This window comes from Algoriphagus oliviformis, from assembly GCF_017254915.1.
Classification (GTDB): Bacteria; Bacteroidota; Bacteroidia; order Cytophagales; family Cyclobacteriaceae; genus Algoriphagus; species Algoriphagus oliviformis.
The window spans coordinates 47599-70347 of sequence record NZ_JAFKCT010000013.1; the positions used below are offsets into that span (position 1 = coordinate 47599).

Consider the following 22749-nt stretch of genomic DNA (forward strand, 5'->3'; position numbering starts at 1 on the left):
GCTACAGACCGTAATGAATCAATAACTATTTAGCAATAACTAAATAAAAGCACATGAATCTAATCTCGGAAGTAAAAAGCAGGGCTTTAGCCCCAACTCCACCATTCTTTCAGCTGCTGAAGAAGGTAGGACTGATTATCGCAGCGGTCGGTACAACTGTCCTGGCTGCACCGGGGCATGTACCTGAAATCCTCTTGGACTATGCTGCCCACGCGGTCACTGCCGGTACCATTCTGGTGGGGATCTGCCAACTGACCGTGGATGAGGCGAAGCTGGAGGAGAAATTGCTGGGTTCGATGGAGTGACCCACCTATTCTTTTGTTTTTTATCCGGGTGGTGTATGCCACCCGGATTTTAGGTTTTATACCATCTAAACCAATTTTCCCATGATTCGTTTAAATCCTCCCCGTTTTGGGTATTCTGCCCTCAATATGTTTGAATAGAAGGCTCAGTAAAGCAGCTATTTAACGAAATGGTGCTTTATTTGCTTAGTCGCACAAAAATTCAATGTTCTTATAGAGGGAGAAATATTCGGGCTGCTGCCGGAAATAGGCCTAAAAAAGTTTTCGAAAATGAGTACAAAAACTACTCATCTCCCTATATTTGCTAAAGGAATTGCCGTCAATTGGGTTAATATTTTATGTTTTCTTATTGATTTGCGGTTTTTTTTGAAAAATCGGTAATTCGAGATATTTAGCGTTTTAAGTGAAGACTAAAGGTGAAGGCAGCTTTTTCGTCTTCCAATTGGAGAGTTTGCGTCCGGTTTGGCCAATCGGAAATGTGACTGAAAGGGCGAAGCTGTAACCCATGCAAATTTTGGGCTTGTGTAGCTTATGCAGTAGGATTTTAAGAGTCGTGAATTGATTTCGGAATAATTTTTCTCCGATTTAGCAGAGTGTAATAGAAAATTTGTAAACCAATAAAGTCCGAAAAATTCTTGGACGATATTGCCAACCCCCAGAACTATGAACAATAAAGTGGCATTGATTACCGGTATCACCGGCCAAGACGGCTCTTACCTAGCCGAACTTTTACTTGAAAAGGGATACATGGTCCATGGGATCAAGCGTAGAGCTTCCTCCTTCAACACCGCGAGAATTGACCACCTCTACATGGACCAGCATGAGAAACATGTCAATTTCAAGCTGCACTACGGTGACTTGACCGATTCTACCAATATTATCCGCATCATCCAGGAGGTGCAGCCCGATGAGATCTACAACCTCGGTGCGATGAGCCATGTCAAGGTTTCCTTTGACTCTCCCGAATACGTGGCCAACGTGGACGGCATGGGGACCCTGAGGATTTTGGAAGCCGTGCGGATTCTTGGTTTGATCAACAAGACTCGGATTTATCAAGCTTCTACTTCCGAGCTTTATGGAGGCCTGGAGGAAAACAAAAACGAAAAGGGTTTTTATGATGAGAATTCTCCCTTTTACCCGCGTTCCCCTTATGGGGTAGCAAAAATCTACGGTTTCTGGATCACCAAAAACTACAGAGAGGCCTATGGCATGTATGCCTGCAACGGTATCCTGTTCAACCACGAATCCCCTAGAAGAGGGGAAACCTTTGTGACGCGCAAGATCACCATGGCCACGGCGGCCATCGCCCTGGGCAAGCAGGATTGCCTGTATCTGGGTAACCTCAACGCGCTTCGTGACTGGGGACATGCCAAAGACTATGTGGAAGCTATGTGGAGGATATTGCAGCAGGATAAGCCGGAGGACTTTGTCATTGCGACTGGTGTGACCACCACCGTGCGGGATTTTGTCCGACTGGCATTTTCAGAGGTAGGAGTAGAGCTGGCTTTTGAGGGAGAGGGAGAGCATGAGGTGGCCAAGGTGGTATCCGCATCCAATCCGGACTTCAAATTGGAAAAAGGGAAGACAGTCGTTCAGATTGACCCGAGATATTACAGACCTACTGAGGTGGACCTGCTGCTCGGCGATCCCACCAAATCCAAGACCAAACTGGGCTGGAAGCCTCAGTACGACTTAGCTGGGCTGGTAAAGGAAATGGTGGCCTCCGATGTGGAGATTGTGAAGAACAACTACAATGCTCAGTGGGAGCATATGGTGGGATGATTTCTTTTTTTATAGTATTTTCTACAAAAAGCATTCAGTTGCGGTATTTTAACTATATGATTATATGATAAAGTCGATAGGTTGAGTCTTTTATACTTAATTTAGAGAAAAATTTATGTGGTGTTGATAAGAAGTAAATTTTAAAATCGTGGTTAGAACTGATGATAAGGTAGTTGTAAAAAACAGTGTGTTTCTTTTTTTGAGAATGCTGTTTAATTTGCTAATTACTTTCTACTCTTCACGTATAGTGTTAAACTCTCTAGGGATAAATGATTTTGGGATTTACAGTGTCGTTGGTGGACTTGTAGCGATGTTTGGGGTTTTGAATGGTTCGATGGCAACTACGACTTCAAGATTCTTTGCTTTCGAAATTGGAGATGGCAACCTTAGTAAATTAAGAAAGACATTTTCGGGGTCATTAATAGTGAATCTATTTATTGCCTTAATAGTATTAATCTTCAGTGAGACTATAGGTTTATGGTGGGTTGAGAATAAACTCAATATTCCTCCAGATCGATTGAATTCTGCTACATATGTGTATCATTTTTCAGTTTTAACATTGTTAGTGACGATAGTGCAAGTTCCTTTTAATGCTATTGTTCTAGCGTATGAGAAGATGAAAATGTTTTCTTATATTGAAATAGTTACAAGCTTTTTGAAATTCTCTGGAGCATTACTTCTATTGGTTGATATTAAAAGTGATAATTTAGTATTTTATTCTTCAACATTTTTTGTTGCTTCATTTATTATGTTGTTGGTAAGTGTATTTCTGTGTTATAGGATTTTTTATCCTATAATCAATCTTAATTCTTTTGATGCTAATGTGGTTAAGCCGATTTTGAATTTTTCATTTTGGGATCTATTTGGAAATATAGCTAATATGGCGAGAATTCAAGGTAGTAATATTTTGTTAAATCTTCAATTTGGACTTTCTGTCAACGCTGCCTACAGTATTTCCAATCAGATTTATGGCGCCACGGGGCAATTGGTGAACAGTTTTCAATTTGCAATTAATCCTAGAATAATCAAGAGCTATGCAACAGGTGATACGGGGCAATTTAGGAAATATGTTTTCTACGGAAGTAGGTTTTCTTTCTATATAGTTCTTTTTGCGATTATACCAATTATTTACAATGTTGACTATGTTTTAACTTTATGGTTGTCAAATCCGCCCTCGTACGCTAACGTGTTTACAAAGCTAATATTGATAGATACTTTAATAAACTGTCTTTCTGGGTCGCTAGTGGTTGCAGCAAAAGCTCCCCAAAAGATAAAATACTATCAAATTGTTGTAAGTTTTCTTCTTTTTATTAATATACCTCTTAGTTACGTGTTTTTTAATTTTGGATATGAACCCGAAATACTTTTTATCATACGAATTGCTCTCTCTTTATTAGCTTTTATATACAGGATAGCCTATGTTAGACATATCGTTGAGTTTACGTGGAAACAATATTTTAATGAAGTTGTATCCAAGGTGTTGGTCTTGAGTTTGCTTGTAACAATATTTTTAATTTTAGTTGAATATTTTTATGGTCTTGCTAACAGCTTTCCTGTTTTTGTGTTTCAAACTTTGTTATTGGAATTTTTTTTGGCGGTCTCTGTTTTTTGTTTCGGACTTCTGAAAAAAGAGAAGATGTTTGTTTTTGCTAAGGTAAAGGCATATGTTTATGCATACCTTTAAATCAATTTGTATTTGTAATATTTTGTTATGAAAAATATATATCAGTTGTTAGTTAACAAATTCGTTCTTTTTACTAAGATTGAACTTATAAGAACTCGTGGGAGATTCTCTGCAAAGCTTTTGACGGATTTTTCGGAAAATAGAAAATCTGTACATTTTGTCCACAGATGTAATACCATTAATACAGGAGATTTACAATGTGGTTATTATAAGTACTTTTTAACTAGGTTTTCTAATTTTAATTGTTATGTTCATGACTTAAATTCTGTTGACTACTCAATTATAAGATATAATGATGTTGTTTTAGTTGGCGGGGGTGGTCTGTTAAATAATCTGTCTACCTGGAATTATACTATAAATAGATTGGGTCGGATTTCCAAGACCGCTGTTATTTGGTCTGCTGGTTTTAATATGCATGTTGATAGAAAGGTAAAGTATGAAATAGATTTTCGCAATTTTAGATTGATTGCTATAAGAGATTTTGGTCATAGTTCTGGTTTTGAATACGTGCCTTGTGCGACTTGCATGATGCCAGAGTTGTTATTAGACTATGATATTAAGAGAAAAATCGGTGTTGTTTCTCACGGAAGTATAGCTTTACCAGAACATTTATTGAGATATGAAAGTATTTCAAACGAGTACTCTGCAAAGGATATGGTTGAGTTTATTGGAAGTTCCGAGATTGTTTTAACAAATAGTTTTCATGTTATATATTGGGCGACGTTGATGCAGAAAAAGTGCATAGTTGTTTCTCCCTTTTCTGAAAAATTTAAGTTTTTGAAATTTCCTCCTGTTTCATATTCTGGCGATTTAGATTTCGATATTTCTCAGACAAAAATTTATCCAGATGCTTTGTCTGATTCCAAGGCGCTAGTAAATGGATTTGTTAACAAATTGATTACGATTATTACATCTGATGTCTAGCCTTAGTAGTAAGATTAGCGAATCAAATCTGTTTTCTCAGTTGAGGTTGTGGACAGGAGTTGTTCTGTTTATTTCCATATCTCTAGAGTTGATTCTTTTTCCATCATTTGAGAATTTTTTAGGATGTTTGATGACGTTCATAGTCTATTGGATTTTTTTGTTTTTTTTAAGGAGAGGTGTTATTCTTAACAATCCTTTTTCATTTTTAGTATACTCTTCTTTTTTTTTAGCAAGGTTTATTCCTTTACCAGCGACTCTTCTTGAGGGAAAGCCTATCACTTATGGATTTGAAGCTCCGTATGACACCTTTTTGTTTGAAACCCTAATGTTTGTTGTTTGCTCAGTTGCTTTTTATTTTTCTACGCATATAAGATTTTCAAATAATACGATTTTACAGAAATTGTTGTTGAAAATGGGTTTTTTTCACGCTTCTCCAACTATATTATGGTTGATGGGGTTTGTGGGAGTTCTAGTTAGAATACAACAATTAATTGTGGCTGGAGACGTAGAGTTTGGAGATGTTAATAATAAATTTTTAGCTGGGATGATTTATTTTCAATACGCACCCATTTTGTTATTATTTCCTTCACTTTCTCGTATAGTATACAAAAAGAAAAATTTGGTGTTATTCTATTTGGCGGCTATATTTATTATAAGTTTTGCTACTAATAGTCGTCAAGCGATGATTTTTCCAATTTTTACTATTTTTCTTCTTTTTTTTCTAACTCTTGTGAAAGATAACTTATCTGTTTTTCATTATATTAAGCCTCAATATGTTATTCTTATTTTCATTTCTTGTTTTTTTTTACTTAATCTCGTTTCAGATATTTCTTTAGCTATGTTAGCTAATAGAGGTTTAAGGGATGATATTAGTAGGCTTGAGCTTTTTTCTAAAACTATAGAGACTCTCCAAGATGATCAAGTAATGAACTCACTTCGACAGGTTAGTATTCTTGATAAGGGTGATATGTCTTCATATTATCAGGGCTGGGATGAAAATTATTTAGATAACTTTATGTTAAATAGATTTGGCAATTTGAGGGTTTCAGATCAGGTATTGTACTATGCAAATGAGATTGGATATGCTAATAGTAAGATGTTAGATAGTTTTTCTGATAAATTTGTTGCTATTTTTCCAACGCCTTTGGCTAATTTATTTGATGACGAAATAGATAAAAATCAGTTGGATTATTCTCCTGGAGATATGATTTATCAATTGGGAAGCCGGTCAACGCGTTTTGTGTTAGGTACCCATAGGGTTTCAAGTCTTGTAGGTGATGGTTTGGCTACTTTCGGTTTTTTGTGTTTTCCACTTTTCTTTTTTCTTTTATTTTTCTCTTTTAAGCTGCTTGATAATTTGGTGTATTTTAAGGATGGAGATGTATTTTTTTCTATATTGTCTCTTATAATTGTATTTGATTTGTTTGGTGTGTTTAGAAATTCAATTGGCTCTATTAATTTATTTTTCTTTTTGTTTAGAGGGTTTTGGCAGTATTTAGTTACTTATTTTGTAGTTTATAAGATTTGTTGGTTTTGCTCAAAAGTCTTTTTTTCTTCAAAAATGTATAATTGATGTGTTTATGAAAATTGTTTTCATAGGGAACTATTTAAAAGATAGACAAGAAAGTATGAAGCGATATACCGATATGTTGTATCGTGAATTTACTGGTTTGGGTTTAAACTGTTCAATATGGAATCCCCCTCTCTTTTTTGGTTCCTTGTACCATACCACTAATTCTGGTTTTGGAAAATGGTTGGGATACATAGATAAGTATATTTTGTTTCCGATCATTATATCGATGCAGCGTTTTATTCTTTTTCTAAGAGGATCAAGAGTTTGTTATCATATAACTGATCATTCAAATGCAATGTATATATACTTTTTGCCAATTAGGGATACTGTAGTAACTTGTCATGACGTCCTTGCGATAAGAGGTGCAATGGGGTTTGAAGATGCTTATTGTCCCGCAAGTCCAACCGGTGTTTTGTTGCAAAAGTTGATTTTAAAAAGTATTTCCAAGGCATCGAAGGTAGTTTGTGTATCTAACTTCACACTGTTGCAATTAAGGGAACTAGCGGGATTTCCCAAACGAGAACATTGGGTTGTAATTCACAACCCTTTTAATGCAAGTTTTTCACCAATGAATTCTTCGGAGGCTTCGTATAGACTTAGTTCGCTTGGAATTGATAGCGAATATATTTTTCACTTAGGTTCCTCATTAGATAGAAAGAATCGGGCGTTGTTAGTTCGGATGGCTAATATATTGGGGGACTCTTGGAATGGTAAAATTGTTTTTGCAGGATTTCCTATAGATTCGACTTTGCAGTCGATTATTGATGAATGTGAGCTTAATGATCGAGTCGTATCAGTTGTTAAGCCCAATCATGAATCTCTTTTAGCATTATATTCAAGTTGTGCTTGTTTTATCTTCCCTTCTTTTTCAGAGGGATTTGGTTGGCCAATTATCGAAGCGCAATCTTGTGGCGCACCAGTATTAGCGAGTTGCATCGAACCTATGCCAGAAGTTGGGGGAGAAGGTGCACTATACGCTGATCCGAATAGTCCTCAGGAATTTTCGGAGAAATTTCATTATCTAAAAAATGAGACTGTAAAGAGTAATATAGTATCCGCTGGTTTTAAAAATGTTAGAAGGTTTTCGTCCAACGAGATTATTCCAAAATATCTTGAAATCTATAGTCAATCAGTAGAATGAGATTTTTATTTAAAGTGCTTGTTATTTTAATGCCTTGGGGTATCAAAAGACTTATCTTGGTAAGGTTTTTCAACTATGAGATTCACTCATCGGCTAAAATTGGTTTATGCTGGTTCTATCCAAAGAAGCTTATAATGGAAGCTAATTCCAAGGTTGCAAATTTTAGTGTAGCTGTCAATTTGGATTTAATTCATATGCAGGAGTACTCTTCTATCGGACGTAGTAACTGGATTACAGGATATCCATCATCCTCTAACGTTCATTTTGCTCACCAATCCGATCGTAGGGCTGAGTTGCTTATAGGTCGTCATTCTGCAATAACAAAAAATCATCATATAGATTGTACAAATTCGGTAGTGATTGGGTCGTTTAGTACGATAGCAGGGTATGGCTCGCAGTTGTTGACTCATTCTATTGATATTTTAGAGTCTAGACAGGATAGTAAGCCTATTGTGATAGGTTCTTACAGTTTCATCGGAACGGATGTGGTAATATTAGGTGGTTCAAGTTTGCCGGATTATTCGATATTGGGAGCTAAGTCTCTTTTGAATAAAAAATTTTTAGACTCTCACAAAGTCTATGCTGGCGTTCCGGCTACCATGAGATCTTCTGTTGATGCTAATGCAAAGTATTTTAATCGATTATCTGGATTTATAAATTGAATTTGCGTTGCTGATACTTAGAGTTATAGTTACGATGAACCCATCTTACGGAGGGCCATGCCAGGGAATAAGAAATAGCATTCCTGCTTTGAGTCGGTTTGGTATAGACAATGAAGTAGTATGTTTTGATGAGGATGATGTCGACTATGGTATTGAAGACTCTTTTTTAATTCATAGGATAGGGAGAGGGGTAGGTCCTTATTCCTTCAACAGCAGACTTGAAAGTTGGAGTGCCAAAAATTTGGGACGTTTTGATATTGTTATTGTACATGGATTATGGTTGCATACGAGTTTTGGTATGTACAAGGCATGGAGCAAGTTCAAGCGTCATAGAACTAAATTCCCATCTTTATACATCATGCCTCACGGGATGCTTGATCCGTATTTTCAGAAGTCTAAAGACCGGAGATTTAAAGCAATTAGAAATTCGATTTTTTGGCACTTGTTTGAGAAGCGTGTTATAAACGGAGTGGATGGAGTGTTGTTTACTTGCGAGATGGAATTGGAGCTTGCCAAACAAGCATTCTTTGGATATAACCCCAAAAAGGCGGTTAATATAGGATACGGTATTCAACGGCCGCCTGCGTTTAATGCTCAGATGGATGGAGAATTCAGAGCTATAAGCGGACTCAAAGAGGACGATCGATATTTTTTGTTTCTAAGTCGTATCCATGAAAAGAAGGGAATTGATTTATTGGTGAAGGCCTATATGAATTTGACTGATTCAGGTATGTTTTCTTCTCTTCCGAAACTTGTAATAGCGGGCCCATTGTTAGGAAGATACGCTGAACTAATGCAAAAAATTGCAAGTCATCAAAATAATATTGTTTTTACTGGGATGTTACAAGGGAATGCCAAATGGGGAGCGCTTTATTCGGCGGAATCATTCATTTTGCCAAGCCATCAAGAAAACTTTGGTATTGCAGTAGTAGAATCACTAGCCTGTGGAACTCCAGTATTGATAACTAACAAAATCAACATCTGGAAAGAAATTGATGAAGGAAAAGGTGGATTGATCGAACAGGACGATGCAGAAGGAGTGCGAAATCTGCTTGTTCGATGGATTGAACTTCAAGACAAAGAAAGGTCTGAATACCGTAAATCGGCTCGAAAAACCTATGAAGAATATTTTACAGTAGAAAGTGCGGCCTCACAGTTTTGTAAACGTTTAGAAATTGATGCACACACGAGTTAAACTGGCCGATTTTGATGCTTCGATCGGTCTCGACCGGGGGGCTACTTTGATCAAAGAATTGTTTTGGTATTTTACTAAAACGTTTTTTTTCCTTTCAGCATTCCCTTTCCCATCTTCATTTAAAGCATTTCTATTGAGGTTGTTTGGTGCAAGGATAGGTTACGGTTTAGTGATTAAGCCTCGGGTAAATATCCACTTTCCTTGGAAGCTGGTTATAGGGGATCACGTTTGGATAGGAGAGGAGGCGTTTCTGTTGAATTTTGAGCCTTTAACAATTGGAAGCAACGTATGTATCAGCCAACGGGCTTTTCTTTGTGGAGGCAATCACGACTTCAGAGATCCGTCCATGCCCTATAGAAATGGCCCCATTACCTTGGAGGACGGTTCTTGGGTGGGAGCATCGGTTTTTGTTGGCCCAAATGTTACAGTTGGAATTGACAGTGTCTTAGCTGCGGGGTCTGTTGTCAGTAAAGATGTTCCAGCAAACGCTATTTTCAGGGGAAATCCAGCAATACAGGTAGGAATTCGTTGGAAATAGTGTTTAAACTTGTTTTATGAAGTTAGGAAAAGTTCTACTTGCGATTTTAGGTTTTCTCTTAGTTTATAATGAGGCTTTTCCTCAATCCCTTCCCGCAGGCTATCCTGTGTTGGTGGAATCGGAAAGGAGAGATCAGCTCAGGACGGCTGACTCTTTGCCTTATTCCTTTTTTTTGCAGAATGATTTCTTATTCAAAGAGACTTTAGAATCTAGAGATTCAGAGTTTGAATATGGTATGGTCCCCGTAAGGTCTTCAATATTCGCGAACACTTCTCGGCCTTATTGGTATAGTCCGAACGAGATGATTCCCGCAAAGGGCGTACAAATCTACATTTCCGGAGGAGCTTATTTTACACACAAATACTTTTCTGTTGACTTGCAGCCGGAGATATCGCTTGCACAGAATTCAGCATATCCAGGCAGTAGAAGAATCCGATATATATCTACCTATGGTGATGATCCTGAACGCTTTGGTGATGGAGTTTATTCTCGGATCAGTTTTGGCCAATCTAAACTTGTTGGAAAGCTCGGAGCCTTTGAAGCCGGAATTTCGACGCGTAATCTTTGGTGGGGTCCAGGTCAGTGGAATTCCTTGACTTTTTCAAACAATGCTCCTGGCTTCGTACATGGGCTTTTTGGAACGCATAGGCCGGCGAAAACCTTTTTCGGCAGCTTTGAGTTTCAGTTGATTTCAGGCTTTCCCAAGTCAAAAAAGTATCCGGCCTACCAAGACTCTGCCTTAAATGCCGTCAACCGGCTTAAACCCAACCGCGACAGGTATCTGAATGCCTTGAATATCTCGGTTTCTCCCAAGTGGATCCCGGGCTTGTCTTTTGGGGCGGCTAGGACCGTGCAGACTTTTAGGGATTCGGTGGACGTTAGCAACTTTATAGATGTCTTGCCTGTGTTTTGGGGAGTATCCAAGCAACAAGTGGGATCGGATCTGGTAGGGGAGTCGGATCGGGGAAGGGACCAGCAAATCACCGTATTTTTCCGCTATGTGGTGCCGAATACGGGCTTTGAATTTTATGGAGAGTACGGGCGTAGAGACCATGCCCTCAATATCCGAGACCTGACCATCAGTCCAGCCCATTCCCGTGCATACTTGATGGGCTTCAATAAAATCTTCAAGCTAGGTGGAGAAAAATTGGTTCAGGTCCGGGGGGAGATGACCCAGCAGGCCCAGTCGGTGAATTGGGTAGTAAGGGCCAATAGTACTACACCTTGGCATACCAATGGCACCATCGGTGGCTTTACCAACTGGGATCAAGCCATGGGCGTAGGGGTAGGTATGGGCTCGAACGTGCAAATGTTGGAAGTCTCTCTGGTAGAGGGCATCAACAAGTTTGGGCTTTACCTCGAGAGATTGCCCCAGCATGCCGACTTTTACGATACCGCAGACCTAGAGAAAAAAGGATATCAGCCTTGGGTGGACTTTACAGCCGGACCAATTTTTGACCATCAATGGAAGAATATCATTTTCTCCGGACGCATGCTCTTTACCTACACCGGCAACTACTTTTGGTCTCAGGAGCTGGGGCCGCAATTTGACTTTCCCGAGACAAACTCTAAATTCTCGACGAGTACCCAGCTGAATCTGATTTATCTATTTGGCAAAAAAGAATAGTATCAAGTATCAAGTATCAAGTATCAAGTATCAAGTATCAAGTATCAAGTATCAAGTATTTATTCTATAGGACTTGATATAACTACAGTATAAACGAATAACGAATAACGAATAACGAATAACGAATAACGAATAACGAATAACGAATAACGAATAACGAATAACGAATAACGAATAACGAATAACGAATAACGAATAACGAATAGCTTTTTCTAATTGTAAACCACCAATTACCACAATCAATACCACATGAAGATCTCAAAAATCTGCTGCATTGGCGCGGGCTACGTTGGCGGGCCGACCATGGCCGTAATCGCGCAAAAGTGCCCCGAAATCAAAGTTACCGTCGTTGATATCAACGAAGCCCGCATTGCGGCTTGGAATGATGAAAACCTGGACAATCTGCCGGTGTACGAGCCTGGGTTGGACAAGGTAGTAGGCGAGGCACGGGGAAGGAACCTCTTTTTCTCAACTCAGGTGGATGCGGCCATTCAGGAGGCCGAGATGGTCTTTATCTCCGTCAACACCCCCACCAAAACCTACGGAGAAGGAAAGGGGCAGGCTGCGGATCTGAAGTGGATAGAGCTATGCGCCCGGCAGATCGCCGCAGCATCGGATTCGGATAAAATCGTGGTTGAAAAGTCCACCTTGCCAGTCCGTACCGCAGAAGCTGTAAAGGATATTCTTTCCAACACCGGCAACGGGGTGAAATTTCAGATTCTGTCCAATCCCGAGTTTTTGGCGGAGGGTACAGCAGTAGAAGACCTGCAGCAGGCCGATCGAGTCCTGATAGGCGGGGAGAATTCTCCCGAAGGCAAGGAAGCCATTCAGGCATTGGTGGACATCTATGCGCACTGGATACCTAGGGAAAGGATTTTGACCACCAACGTATGGTCCTCCGAACTCTCCAAATTGACCGCGAACGCGGTACTGGCCCAGCGCGTATCTTCTATCAACGCACTTTCGGAGTTATGCGAAGTCACAGAAGCAGATATCGATGAGGTAGCTCGGGCAATTGGTGCAGATAGCCGTATTGGCGGAAAATTTCTCAAGGCTTCTGTAGGCTTTGGCGGATCCTGTTTCCAGAAAGACATCCTAAACTTGGTGTATATTTCCAGGTCTTACGGACTGACTGAGGTTGCCGACTATTGGGAGCAGGTAATCAAGATGAATGACCATCAGAAAGGAAGGTTTGCAAGAAAAATTGTAAAGTCGCTGTACAACACGGTCAGCGGCAAGAAGATAGCCTTTCTGGGATGGGCATTTAAGAAGGATACCAATGATACCCGTGAGTCTGCGGCCATCTATGTCGCCGATCAGTTGCTGAATGAGAAGGCCCAGATTTCTGTGTTTGATCCCAAGGTAAAATATCAGCAAATCCAATCGGATATCAACTACTTGCAGACAAGAGGCAAGGAAGAAAACGGGGCCTTGCTGGAGTCTGTGGCAGATCCCTATGAAGCTTGCAAGGACTCCCATGCCGTGGCCATCCTCACGGAATGGGATGAGTTTGTGCAATATGACTGGAAGAAAATCTATGATTCCATGCTGAAGCCTGCCAAGATATTTGATGGCAGAAATATCCTCGACCACGAGCAGCTAAGGGAGATAGGCTTCCGTGTGTATGCGATTGGCAAGCCTTTGGAATAGGTTTGTTACTGAAGTTCTTCGAGTATTACTATCAAAGTCCCCAACCCACATTCAATAATCCCTATAGACTCAATCGATGAGAGTCCTTGTATTTGGTATAAATTCCTCTCCTGATCTCACTGGAATAGGAAAATACACCGGTGAGATGAATGCCTTTCTTGCAAAGCGAGGGCATGAGGTCACCATGGTGACGGCCCATCCCTACTATCCGGAGTGGAAGCTTGGAAGCGGCTACCCCCGCTACTTTTGGAAAACGGAGGAGGTAGATGGTGTAAGAGTGTATCGCTGCCCACTCTATATCCCTTCGGATCCCACCGCCATGAAGAAGGTGTTGCATGAGATTTCCTTTTTGCTTTCTTCCGTACCTGTATGGTTGAGATTGGTCTTTTCCAGAAAGTACGACTATGTCCTAAGTATCAATCCCCCTTTCCATCTCACCGCCTTTCCACTCTTGTATAAGTGGCTGAGAAGGGCAAAACTGATATCCCACGTTCAGGATCTACAGGTGGATGTGGTGAAGGATATGGATCTGATCAAAAATGGCTTGTTTCTGAACACCATGTTTTCGGTGGAACGCTTCCTGCTCAGGCAAAGTGACTGGGTAAGTACCATCAGCCGGGGGATGGAGCGGAAAATCAGGGAAAAGGGTATAAAAAAGGAAAAGCAGTTTATGTTTCCCAATTGGGTGGACTGTTCCTTTATCTCGCCGGTGTCCAAACTGGATTCCCTGAGGTACCGCTTTGAGCTGGAACAAGCAGACCAAGTAGTTCTCTATTCCGGAAATTTGGGGGAAAAGCAAGGCTTGGAGATGATCGTCGAGCTTGCAAACCAGATGAGGGAACGAGTAGGACTCAAATTTTTGATCGTTGGTTCCGGTGGGGCAAAAGCCAGATTGGAGCAGATGGTGGCAGAATATGCACTTGACAATGTGTTGTTTTTTCCCTTGCAGCCCTATGAGGATCTTCCTAGGCTTTTGGGGACTGCCGATGTGCATCTTGTGTTACAGAAAAAGGAAGCCTCTGATTTGGTGATGCCTTCCAAACTGACAGGGATCCTCTCCTCCGGGGGGCTGGCGCTCATCACCGCCTCTCCCGCTACGACCCTGCATGAGGTCGTCACGGAGTACAATATGGGCGTAGTCGTGGAGCCAGGCTCCTTGGATGCCTTGCAGGCAGGCCTGGAAAAGTGTCTGGAAATGGGGGGAGAATCCTCGGAAATCCGCAATAATGCACGGAGCTATGCCCTCAGATACTTGGACAAGGAAGCCGCACTGGGCAGATTTGAAAATAGACTGTTGACCCTGCGGGAGAAAAAGTAGTCCAGAAGAATCCCGCTGGGAAAGTGGTTGACATAGCTCACGTTCACAGGGGCCAAAAAAATAGGCTGTCTCATGAATTGGGACAGCCTATTTTTTTTTTTTGTATTGTGGCCTAGTAGGCATTTTCTGTGTCCGTCAAGACGGACTTGATGGTCATCGCAATGATTCTCAGATCCATGACCACAGACCAGTTTTTGACGTAGTACATGTCCAATTTATACCGGAAGTATATGGAATTTGGCAGCTGCGTTCCGCCGCGATAGCCTTTGGCTTGGGCCAAACCGGTAATCCCGGGCTTTACCAAATGCCTGTTTCTATAGCCATCGATTTGCTCCGCATATTCTCTGTTCTGCACCACTATATGTGGTCTAGGCCCTACAATAGCCATATTTCCATAGATCACATTGAGGATCTGGGGTAGTTCATCTATACTGGTTTTTCTGAGCACTCTACCCACTTTGGTGATTCTTGGGTCGTCCTTGGTCGCCATCTTTCGATCTGCCTCATCATTGACTCGCATGGAGCGAAACTTATAGCAGTTGAAGCGGGAGTCGTTGATGCCTTCCCGTTCCTGCTTAAAGAATACCGGGCCTTTTGAGTCCAATTTGATCAATAAGGCGACGATCAGGAAAAGCCACCATCCGATCACCAGCATAAACAGCGTACACAGAAACAGATCAATTAACCTTTTCACCGAAAGGTTGACCCAGTTCAACTTAGGGGAGACAATAGCCTCCTGATCCTCATGAACCCGCACAGGGGAGCTGATGTAAAAATCAAAATTCCCGAACTTTTGACGTAAGTAGTTGGCCATCATAATTGTGTAGTGGTTGTTGAAAAAAATCTGAAAAAGATTATTTCGGGTTCAGTAAAGGTCGGATTTTCTGCTGAATCTTCAAAGCAGCCGCTGTTTTTTTGTGAATAAGTAAAACTGTTTTTCATGTAAACCGTAGTCTTGAAGGCGGAGACAGGACACAAATTTTGCCAAACTTTTAAAGAAAGACGCGAAAAGTTGTAGCGGGTGGTTCCCAGACCACGTCCCTGCTTAGAACTCGATTAATAAGCTGGAAAGCATTTCGGGGGACATTTCCGACGGTCGGCAACAAAAAGCCCAAATTGGCATCATGTATTATTAACTTGGATAATGAACTTCTTATTTAAATTAATACCATCTTTACCGGCAAATGAATAGCGCAAGATTTTTGATTTGTGCGCAAATGCGGTTCAACTTTTGTTTCATTCGACTACTATCCAACTAAGCCACTTCACATGCCCCATCTTTTTTCATTCCTAGCCTCATTTTTTGTGGGACTCAGCCTGTTTCCCGTGTTGATCAAGGTCTTCCAGAAGTACGACTTTTCCGATTCTCCGGGAAGAAGAAAGGTCCACAAAGTATCTACGCCCTCGATGGGGGGGATCGGTTTTTTGGTCGCGGCATTTGTGGCACTCTCTATCTGGGCTTGGCAATTTCCCGTGCCGGATATCCGGTACTTGCTGGGCGGTATAGCCGTGATGGCCTTTGTCGGCCTGAGGGACGACATGGTGGAGTTGAGGGCTTCCGGCAAAATCATGGGGCAACTGCTTTCCGTGCTGCTGGTGGTAGTGGTAGGGGATATGAGAATCAGCAATTTCCACGGCTTTTTGGGCATTTACGAATTGCCGCTGGTGGTTAGTTATTGCTTCAGCTCCTTTGTGCTGCTGGCCTTGACCAACGCATTCAACCTGATTGACGGCTTGGATGGGCTGGCGGGGACGATTGGCGGCATGACCTTGGCCATCCTCGGTGCCTGGTTTTACATCCAAGGCCTGGATAGCTTGGCTATTCTTAGCTTGACGCTTCTTGGCGGTTTGTTGGCATTCATGGTGTACAATTGGCACCCGGCCAAGATTTTCATGGGGGATACCGGATCGCTCACCTTAGGCTTTGCGCTGGGGAGCTTGATCATTGCCTTTATGGAGCACAATTCTTCACTGCCCACGGGCAGCTTTTTGAAGTTGGAATCGTCCTTTACCGCCGGCATTGTGCTGATGATCTACCCGCTGTATGACATGGCTAGGGTCTTCGCACGAAGGATTTCCAAAGGCCAGCATCCCATGGCAGCAGACAAAACCCACATCCATCATTTTCTGATGAGAATGGGATTGCGGCATGACCAAGTGGCGTTGGTGTTGGGTTTTTTGCAGTTTAATTTAATTATTTTGGTATTTGCGCTGGGCGGTTTTTCGGACAACTTGGTGCTGCCTATCCTCTCTTCGGTGGTGCTTTTTTTAGGCTATTTGTTGGAGAGGACAACCTTGAAATTTGTCAAAAAGAAAGTGAAGAATTCACCTAGGGTGTTGGATTCTAGGCCTTTGGCGATGCCAAAGAAGGTGAAGGTGAAGCTCGACCGCCAGAGTGTGGAGTCGGGAAGTATGAATCTAAACTAGTCCCTAGCTAGCTTTTGACATGCCGAAAAAAGAGTCCAGGTTTGGACTTTTTTTATTTTGGGGGCTTGGAGCCTGGTTTGCTTTTTGCTGATAAAGCAGTATGTTTATCCAGGTCTAATTTTCACCCAAGATCAGATGGCTTATTCCATACCACTTTCTTTCCCGGTTTTTGATGGTAATGAAAGCCACAACATTCAGCAGGCGATCAGCACCGGTCAGCTGGCTACCAACGGGGAGTTTATAGAAAAATTTGAGAGAAAGCTGGGCTGGAAGATAAAAAGCCATCAGGCCGTAGCTCTCAATTCGGGTACTTCCGCACTCCATCTCGCTTTGTTGTTGTTGGGCGTAGAGGCGGGAGATGAGGTCATCTGTCAATCCTTTACCTTCTGTGCGTCCGCCAATCCCATCGTCTATCTTGGCGCAACGCCGGTTTTTGTGGACAGTGAGGAAGATACCTGGAATATGTCTCCAGAGCTCTTGGAAGATGCGGTACTCAGCCGTATTTCTTTGGGAAAAAAACCAAAGGCAATTGTGGTAGTGCATCTTTTCGGGATGCCCGCCAAGATGAAGGAGATCATGGAGATCTCTGAAAGATATGATATTCCTGTTTTGGAGGATGCCGCCGAAGCGGTGGGCAGTACCTATATGGGGAGAAGCTGTGGTGCTTTGGGGAAAGTTGGGGTGTTTTCCTTCAATGGAAACAAGATCATTACCTCGGGTGGGGGAGGTGCGCTGATATCCACGGATGCAGGGATGGTCGAAAAGGCCAAATACCTCTCTACCCAAGCTCGGGAGGACTTGCCCTATTACCAGCATTTGGAAATCGGCTACAACTATCGGATGAACAATATGGCGGCGGGTATAGGCCTGGCGCAATTGGAAAAGCTGGACGACTGCGTGGCGAAGCGACGGATAATCAACCAGCGCTACAAGCTGCTGTTTGAAGGCTTTCCGGGAATAGAGTTCCAGCCTGAGGTGGAAGAGTCATTTTCCAATTTCTGGTTGACCACGATTTTGATCAATTCCCAGAAAACTGGGTTTTCCAACGACCATCTTCGGGTCAAGCTGTTCCGTGCGGGCATAGAGACTCGTTTTTTGTGGAAGCCGCTCCATCTCCAGCCGGTTTTCCGGGGGGCACCTTTTTATGGGGGGCAGGTAGCAGAAAACCTTTTCCTGAAGGGCCTGTGTCTGCCGAGCTCTGAGAGCCTGAGCTTTGAGAGCCAGCAGATGATCGTGGGTATCTTCGAAAAGGAGTTGGGTAAAGTATCACGAGGTGGCCTATAGGATTTTTGGAAAGCGATCGCTGGACTTGCTGGTTTCTTCGTTGATGTTTCTTTGCCTTTCGCCAGTATTTGTCACCCTCTGCGTCGTCAATTTTTTATACTACCGAGGAACTCCCTTTTACTTCCAAGAGCGTCCCGGCCGTCAAGGGCTTTCTTTTCAGATCCTGAAATTCAAAACCATGAGCGACGCCCGCTCCAAGGAGGGGGACCTGCTTCCGGACGAAAAGCGTATCACCTGGCTCGGGAAAATCCTGCGAAAGGCCTCATTGGATGAAATCCCCCAGCTGCTCAATGTCCTCAAGGGCGATATGAGTCTGGTCGGACCGAGGCCGCTCTTGCCCGAATACCTCTTGCTCTACAATCCCACCCAGGCCAGAAGGCATGAAGTGCGGCCAGGCGTCACTGGCTTGGCGCAGATCAATGGGCGCAACGCAATTTCTTGGGAAAAGAAGTTTGACTATGACGTGTGGTACGTGGACCACCTATCTCTAGGGATGGATCTCCAGATACTTTTTGGTACGTTTTGGAATGTGCTCAGGGGAAAAGGCGTGAGCCAGCAGGGGCACGTGTCCGTAGGCAAGTTTACCGGCTCTGGGCAGCGGCCCTAAAAGCTTGACCTTTGTCAAAAAAAAGATTGATTTAGTTTCTTTGCCTAGCCTCCCTCTCCAACTTTTTTGGGCATTGGGCTGTACGATTAGATCCAATCCTTCTGTCAAACTCGTTTCTATAGAAGTTTTGTCCCTCTTCTAGGCTAAAACTCCGAAGAAACCGCCCCAACTTCCAAAGTTTGGCTAAAATTGAAGAAAATTAAAAAAACTGTTTACTTTGCGACTTGTAAATAAATTAATAGTGGGCGCACCTGTTACTGGAGATTTGAAAATAACTCTACTATGAATTTTTTATCCGGGTTAAAGATCCTTCCAAGATGGATCATCGCCACACTTGACTCGCTGATTCTTTTTCAATGTGCGCTTTTTGGTTATTTGGTCAGATTCAATTTTGAACTCGAGCTCATCGAGCAATACGACGCCTTCGCAGGGAGCTTTACCTTTATGATCGGTGGCTTGCTGGTCATGCAGAACACCCGAAGCTATGAGGGGATCGTGCGCCATACCGGTTTCCGGGATGGCTCGAACATCTTCAAAACGGTGGTGATCAACTTTGTCCTGCTGGTTTTTCTCAACTATTTCAACGGCAACCTGCTCAACGACCGCTTTCTCCTACCCACCTCGGTACTGGTGATTGCCAGCCTTTCGGCGATGTTTATGCTGATCTTCTACCGCTTGCTGGTAAAGGAGCTTTTTGTGTACCTCAAGAATGGTTTTGCGGAGCGGGAATTTAGGCATGCGGTGATCTTCGGTGCAGGTGAGGCGGGAATCATTGCCCAGGAAGCCATCAAGAAGGATAGCAAAAGCCAGATGAACATCGTGGCTTTTCTCGACGATGACCCGAAGAAAGAGGGTAAAAACATCGACGGAAAACGGATCTACAAAAGCCTGGAGGATCTGGAGAAACTCGTGGAATTGTTTGGTGTCACCGACTTGATCATCGCGGTGAGGGACTTGTCCGTGTCTCGAAAAAACGAGATCATCGATGCCTGCCTCAAATACAATGTCTCCGTTTCCATGGTTCCGCCGGTGGATCAGTGGATCAATGGAGGCCTGACTGCCGGAGCCATTCGTGAAATCAAGATCGAGGACCTGCTGAGCAGGGAGCAGATCATCCTGGACAATCCTAGGATAGAGGAAGACCTGAGAGGAAAAGTGGTTTTGGTGACTGGGGCTGCAGGCTCTATCGGATCCGAACTTTGCCGTCAAATATCCCACTACCATCCCAAACTGATCATCTTGCTGGATATCGCCGAATCTCCCCTCTACGACGTGGAGCAGGAGTTTAGGGAGCATCGTCCGGGCTGTGCGATCAAGGTGATCCTCGGCGACGTGAGAAACAAAAAGAAGATGAAAGAGGTCTTCAGGGAGTTTAAGCCCAAGGTGGTGTTTCACGCGGCGGCCTACAAGCATGTGCCGATGATGGAAAACTATCCCGAGGAGGCCATCCAGTCCAATGTCATCGGAACCAAAGTGTTGGCGGATCTGTCGGTGTTGGCTCAGGTGGAAAAGTTTGTATTTGTATCGACTGACAAAGCGGTAAACCCTACCAACGTGATGGGAGCGAGCAAAAGGGCTGCGGAAATGTACGTCCAGGCTCTGAACCAATACTTGGACACGCACCACAAGAAGATCCACACCCGCTTTATCACCACCCGCTTCGGAAACGTGCTGGGCTCCAACGGCTCGGTGATTCCCCTTTTCAAAAAGCAGATCCTCAATGGCGGCCCGATCACGGTCACCCATCCGGAGATTACCCGCTATTTCATGACCATTCCCGAGGCCTGTCAGCTTGTACTTGAGGCCGGGGTGATGGGAGATGGTGGAGAAATCTACGTCTTCGACATGGGCGAACCCGTGAAAATCCTCGATCTGGCGAAAAAGATGATCCAGCTGTCCGGCAAAAAGGTGGACGTGGACATCAAGATCCAGTTTAGTGGCCTGCGGGAAGGAGAGAAGCTGTTTGAAGAGCTGCTCAACGACTTTGAGACCGTCAAGATCACCCACCACCCCAAGATCAAGATCGCGCAGGTATTGCCCTCTTCCTATCACCGCATTGACGGACAAATCGAATTTTTCCAGGAGCTCATCGGCAAAAACAACGAAACCGATCTGGTGAGACACCTGAAGGCCTTGGTGCCTGAGTTTATCTCCAATTCCTCCCGATTTGAGGTGCTGGACCGCATGAACTAGGCCTTTTGACCGCCTGGCGAAAGCATTTCATTTTTTCGAAGGGAGACCCAGACTTCCTGTATCCTTACCCTTGAGCTACGCTTCCCAAGTTTTCTTACCTTTGCCCTGATTTAAGGATAGACACCTTACCATGAAAAAGACATTTACCCTCCAGCTCAGTCCTGAAGAGGCCTACCAGCCGGAGATTTTCAAAACTACCCTGCTGAAAAAAGCAGGCTTGGCGACAGACACCACCAACGCCCATGCCCGCCAAACCAAGCGATCCATCGACGCCCGAGGCCGCCAGGTCAAGGTCAATGTAGAAGCCGAACTATTTCTCAATGAAAATCCGGGCTCTTTGCTTGACCATTTTCCGGAATATCAGGACGTAAGGTCTTCCGATCCGCTGATTGTCGTCGGCGCCGGGCCAGCCGGCCTCTTTGCAGCGCTTCGCGCTATAGAGCTGGGTGTGAGGCCTATCGTGATCGAGCGGGGAAAGGACGTCAGAACCAGACGCAGAGACCTTGCCGCCATCAACAAAGAGGGAATTGTCAACCCCGACTCCAACTACTGTTTTGGCGAGGGCGGAGCCGGTACCTATTCTGATGGGAAGCTGTACACCCGGTCCAAAAAGCGGGGAGATATCCGCAGGATCATGGAAATCCTGGTGGCCCATGGTGCCACGGAGGAGATCCTCGTCGATGCCCACCCCCACATCGGCACCAACAAGCTGCCTGTCTTGGTCGCCAAGCTCAGGGAAAGTATCCTCGAGGCAGGAGGGGAAATCCTTTTTGAAACCCGTGTGGAAGACTTGATTTTGGAGGTTGGCGAGATTCGTGGCGTAGTCACGCAGCAGGGAGAAAAGATCAAAGGCATGGGGGTGATCTTGGCCACTGGGCATTCGGCAAGGGATATTTTTCACCTGCTGGACAGGAGAAAGGTACTGATCGAGGCCAAACCCTTTGCACTTGGCGTAAGGATCGAACACAGCCAAAATCTCATCGACCGCATCCAATACCATTGCGATATCGATCGTGGGCCCTATTTGCCGGCCTCTTCCTATTCACTGGTTCAGCAGACCGAGTTTCGGGGCAAGCAGCGGGGCGTGTTCAGTTTTTGCATGTGCCCGGGGGGATTTATCGTTCCTGCCGCCACCGCTCCAGGGGAATTGGTGGTCAATGGGATGAGTCCAAGTCGCCGCGACAGCAAGTTCGCCAATTCGGGAATGGTGGTTTCCGTGGAACTGGAGGACCTGCCCGAATACCAGAAATATGGCCCTTTGGCCGCCATGAACTTTCAGGCAGATGTGGAAAAGAAAGCCTGGGAGCTTGGAGGAAAAAGCCAGGTTGCCCCAGCGCAGCGGATGGTCGATTTTGTCAACAGAAAATCGAGCTCTACACTCCTGGACACATCCTATCAGCCCGGACTCGCCTCCGTGGATATGCGGGATGTGCTTCCTGATTTTATTTCGGCGAGATTGGCGATGGCCTTCAAGGCCTTTGGCCAAAAGATGAGAGGCTATCTGACCAATGACGCCCAACTGATCGGTGTGGAGAGCCGTACGTCCTCGCCGGTGCGGGTGCCCCGGGATCGGGAGACTTTTGAGCATCCGCAGCTCAAGCGCCTGTATCCCTGTGGGGAGGGGGCGGGCTATGCCGGGGGCATCGTCTCTGCAGCCATGGACGGGGAGCGATGCGCTGAAAAGTTGATCGAGGCCTATGCCAAGTCCAAGCGCTCTGAGCATTCCCCAATCTTTAGGACAGGAATGGTTTGAGGTCAAGTATACAGGAAGGGCGTGAGTTTTCCATATTTCCACACCTGAAAATCCCTATTTAGATTTTCAAGAAGTGTGGGAATGTGGGA

The 22749-nt window shown here is 43.9% G+C and carries 18 protein-coding genes; 17 read left to right on the forward strand and 1 reads right to left on the reverse strand.

The features are described 5' to 3' along the window. The first annotated feature begins 53 nt into the window (after positions 1-53). The 12 genes from J0A68_RS20980 to J0A68_RS21035 all read left to right on the forward strand — a co-directional run bounded on the left by J0A68_RS20980 (position 54) and on the right by J0A68_RS21035 (position 14396). Positions 54-305 (forward strand): hypothetical protein, encoded by a 252-nt coding sequence (locus J0A68_RS20980; RefSeq protein ID WP_206580218.1) that lies wholly within the window; start codon positions 54-56, stop codon positions 303-305. A gap of 660 nt (positions 306-965) precedes the next feature. Continuing rightward, positions 966-2084, forward strand: a complete 1119-nt coding sequence (gene gmd, locus J0A68_RS20985; RefSeq protein WP_206580219.1) for a GDP-mannose 4,6-dehydratase — start codon at positions 966-968, stop codon at positions 2082-2084. 148 nt (positions 2085-2232) lie between these two features. Continuing rightward, on the forward strand, positions 2233-3768 hold the full coding sequence (locus J0A68_RS23040) for an MATE family efflux transporter (RefSeq protein ID WP_206580220.1): 1536 nt from the start codon (positions 2233-2235) through the stop codon (positions 3766-3768). A gap of 27 nt (positions 3769-3795) precedes the next feature. Then, positions 3796-4692 (forward strand): polysaccharide pyruvyl transferase family protein, encoded by an 897-nt coding sequence (locus tag J0A68_RS20995; RefSeq protein ID WP_206580221.1) that lies wholly within the window; start codon positions 3796-3798, stop codon positions 4690-4692. Further along, on the forward strand, positions 4685-6265 hold the full coding sequence (locus J0A68_RS21000) for a hypothetical protein (protein WP_206580222.1): 1581 nt from the start codon (positions 4685-4687) through the stop codon (positions 6263-6265). The genes J0A68_RS20995 and J0A68_RS21000 overlap by 8 nt, the downstream gene beginning before the upstream one ends. Before the next feature lie 7 nt (positions 6266-6272). Continuing rightward, positions 6273-7406 (forward strand): glycosyltransferase family 4 protein, encoded by a 1134-nt coding sequence (locus J0A68_RS21005; RefSeq protein ID WP_236025702.1) that lies wholly within the window; start codon positions 6273-6275, stop codon positions 7404-7406. Next, positions 7403-8068, forward strand: coding sequence for an acyltransferase (locus J0A68_RS21010; RefSeq protein WP_206580223.1), 666 nt, complete (start codon positions 7403-7405; stop codon positions 8066-8068). The genes J0A68_RS21005 and J0A68_RS21010 overlap by 4 nt, the downstream gene beginning before the upstream one ends. Positions 8069-8102: 34 nt before the next feature. After that, a complete protein-coding gene (locus tag J0A68_RS21015; RefSeq protein WP_236025703.1) occupies positions 8103-9263 on the forward strand; it encodes a glycosyltransferase in 1161 nt (386 codons plus the stop codon). Beyond that, complete coding sequence (locus tag J0A68_RS21020) at positions 9247-9801, forward strand: WcaF family extracellular polysaccharide biosynthesis acetyltransferase (RefSeq protein ID WP_206580225.1); 555 nt, start codon at positions 9247-9249, stop codon at positions 9799-9801. Before J0A68_RS21015 ends, J0A68_RS21020 begins: the two co-directional genes overlap by 17 nt. 16 nt (positions 9802-9817) lie before the next feature. Then, a complete protein-coding gene (locus J0A68_RS21025; protein ID WP_206580226.1) occupies positions 9818-11428 on the forward strand; it encodes a capsule assembly Wzi family protein in 1611 nt (536 codons plus the stop codon). Positions 11429-11677: 249 nt separating this feature from the next. Beyond that, a complete protein-coding gene (locus tag J0A68_RS21030) occupies positions 11678-13078 on the forward strand; it encodes a UDP-glucose 6-dehydrogenase (RefSeq protein WP_206580227.1) in 1401 nt (466 codons plus the stop codon). Positions 13079-13154: 76 nt separating this feature from the next. Beyond that, positions 13155-14396: a WcaI family glycosyltransferase gene (locus tag J0A68_RS21035; protein ID WP_206580228.1), complete on the forward strand. Its 1242-nt coding sequence runs from the start codon at positions 13155-13157 to the stop codon at positions 14394-14396. Between the two features lie 112 nt (positions 14397-14508). On the opposite strand, the gene J0A68_RS21040 is transcribed toward J0A68_RS21035, so the two are convergent. Continuing rightward, positions 14509-15090, reverse strand: a complete 582-nt coding sequence (locus J0A68_RS21040; RefSeq protein ID WP_317195141.1) for a sugar transferase — start codon at positions 15088-15090, stop codon at positions 14509-14511. A 575-nt stretch (positions 15091-15665) separates the two neighbouring features. Here J0A68_RS21040 and J0A68_RS21045 point away from each other — a divergent pair. The 5 genes from J0A68_RS21045 (at position 15666) to J0A68_RS21065 (ending at position 22660) form a co-directional block, all read left to right on the forward strand. After that, positions 15666-16823, forward strand: a complete 1158-nt coding sequence (locus tag J0A68_RS21045; RefSeq protein ID WP_206580230.1) for a glycosyltransferase family 4 protein — start codon at positions 15666-15668, stop codon at positions 16821-16823. Between the two features lie 135 nt (positions 16824-16958). Continuing rightward, positions 16959-18107, forward strand: a complete 1149-nt coding sequence (locus tag J0A68_RS21050) for an aminotransferase class I/II-fold pyridoxal phosphate-dependent enzyme (RefSeq protein WP_206580231.1) — start codon at positions 16959-16961, stop codon at positions 18105-18107. Continuing rightward, positions 18097-18714, forward strand: a complete 618-nt coding sequence (locus tag J0A68_RS21055; protein ID WP_438839577.1) for a sugar transferase — start codon at positions 18097-18099, stop codon at positions 18712-18714. Before J0A68_RS21050 ends, J0A68_RS21055 begins: the two co-directional genes overlap by 11 nt. A gap of 282 nt (positions 18715-18996) precedes the next feature. Continuing rightward, positions 18997-20907, forward strand: coding sequence for a polysaccharide biosynthesis protein (locus J0A68_RS21060; protein WP_206580232.1), 1911 nt, complete (start codon positions 18997-18999; stop codon positions 20905-20907). 130 nt (positions 20908-21037) lie between these two features. Beyond that, positions 21038-22660 carry an NAD(P)/FAD-dependent oxidoreductase gene (locus J0A68_RS21065; RefSeq protein ID WP_206580233.1) on the forward strand — a complete coding sequence of 541 codons (1623 nt, stop codon included), beginning with the start codon at positions 21038-21040 and terminating at the stop codon, positions 22658-22660. Positions 22661-22749 lie beyond the last annotated feature (89 nt).

Excerpts from the sequence above, each read along its gene's own strand:
- J0A68_RS21025 (WP_206580226.1), top strand. The coding sequence starts at position 9,818 with ATGAAGTTAGGAAAAGTTCTACTTGCGATTTTAGGTTTTCTCTTAGTT.
- J0A68_RS21030 (WP_206580227.1), top strand. The coding sequence starts at position 11,678 with ATGAAGATCTCAAAAATCTGCTGCATTGGCGCGGGCTACGTTGGCGGG.
- J0A68_RS21015 (WP_236025703.1), top strand. The coding sequence starts at position 8,103 with ATGAACCCATCTTACGGAGGGCCATGCCAGGGAATAAGAAATAGCATT.
- J0A68_RS21005 (WP_236025702.1), top strand. The coding sequence starts at position 6,273 with ATGAAAATTGTTTTCATAGGGAACTATTTAAAAGATAGACAAGAAAGT.
- J0A68_RS21035 (WP_206580228.1), top strand. The coding sequence starts at position 13,155 with ATGAGAGTCCTTGTATTTGGTATAAATTCCTCTCCTGATCTCACTGGA.
- J0A68_RS21050 (WP_206580231.1), top strand. The coding sequence starts at position 16,959 with ATGGCTTATTCCATACCACTTTCTTTCCCGGTTTTTGATGGTAATGAA.
- J0A68_RS21045 (WP_206580230.1), top strand. The coding sequence starts at position 15,666 with ATGCCCCATCTTTTTTCATTCCTAGCCTCATTTTTTGTGGGACTCAGC.
- gmd (WP_206580219.1), top strand. The coding sequence starts at position 966 with ATGAACAATAAAGTGGCATTGATTACCGGTATCACCGGCCAAGACGGC.
- J0A68_RS21010 (WP_206580223.1), top strand. The coding sequence starts at position 7,403 with ATGAGATTTTTATTTAAAGTGCTTGTTATTTTAATGCCTTGGGGTATC.
- J0A68_RS21065 (WP_206580233.1), top strand. The coding sequence starts at position 21,038 with ATGAAAAAGACATTTACCCTCCAGCTCAGTCCTGAAGAGGCCTACCAG.
- J0A68_RS21000 (WP_206580222.1), top strand. The coding sequence starts at position 4,685 with ATGTCTAGCCTTAGTAGTAAGATTAGCGAATCAAATCTGTTTTCTCAG.
- J0A68_RS20995 (WP_206580221.1), top strand. The coding sequence starts at position 3,796 with ATGAAAAATATATATCAGTTGTTAGTTAACAAATTCGTTCTTTTTACT.
- J0A68_RS21060 (WP_206580232.1), top strand. The coding sequence starts at position 18,997 with ATGAATTTTTTATCCGGGTTAAAGATCCTTCCAAGATGGATCATCGCC.
- J0A68_RS21020 (WP_206580225.1), top strand. The coding sequence starts at position 9,247 with ATGCACACACGAGTTAAACTGGCCGATTTTGATGCTTCGATCGGTCTC.
- J0A68_RS20980 (WP_206580218.1), top strand. The coding sequence starts at position 54 with ATGAATCTAATCTCGGAAGTAAAAAGCAGGGCTTTAGCCCCAACTCCA.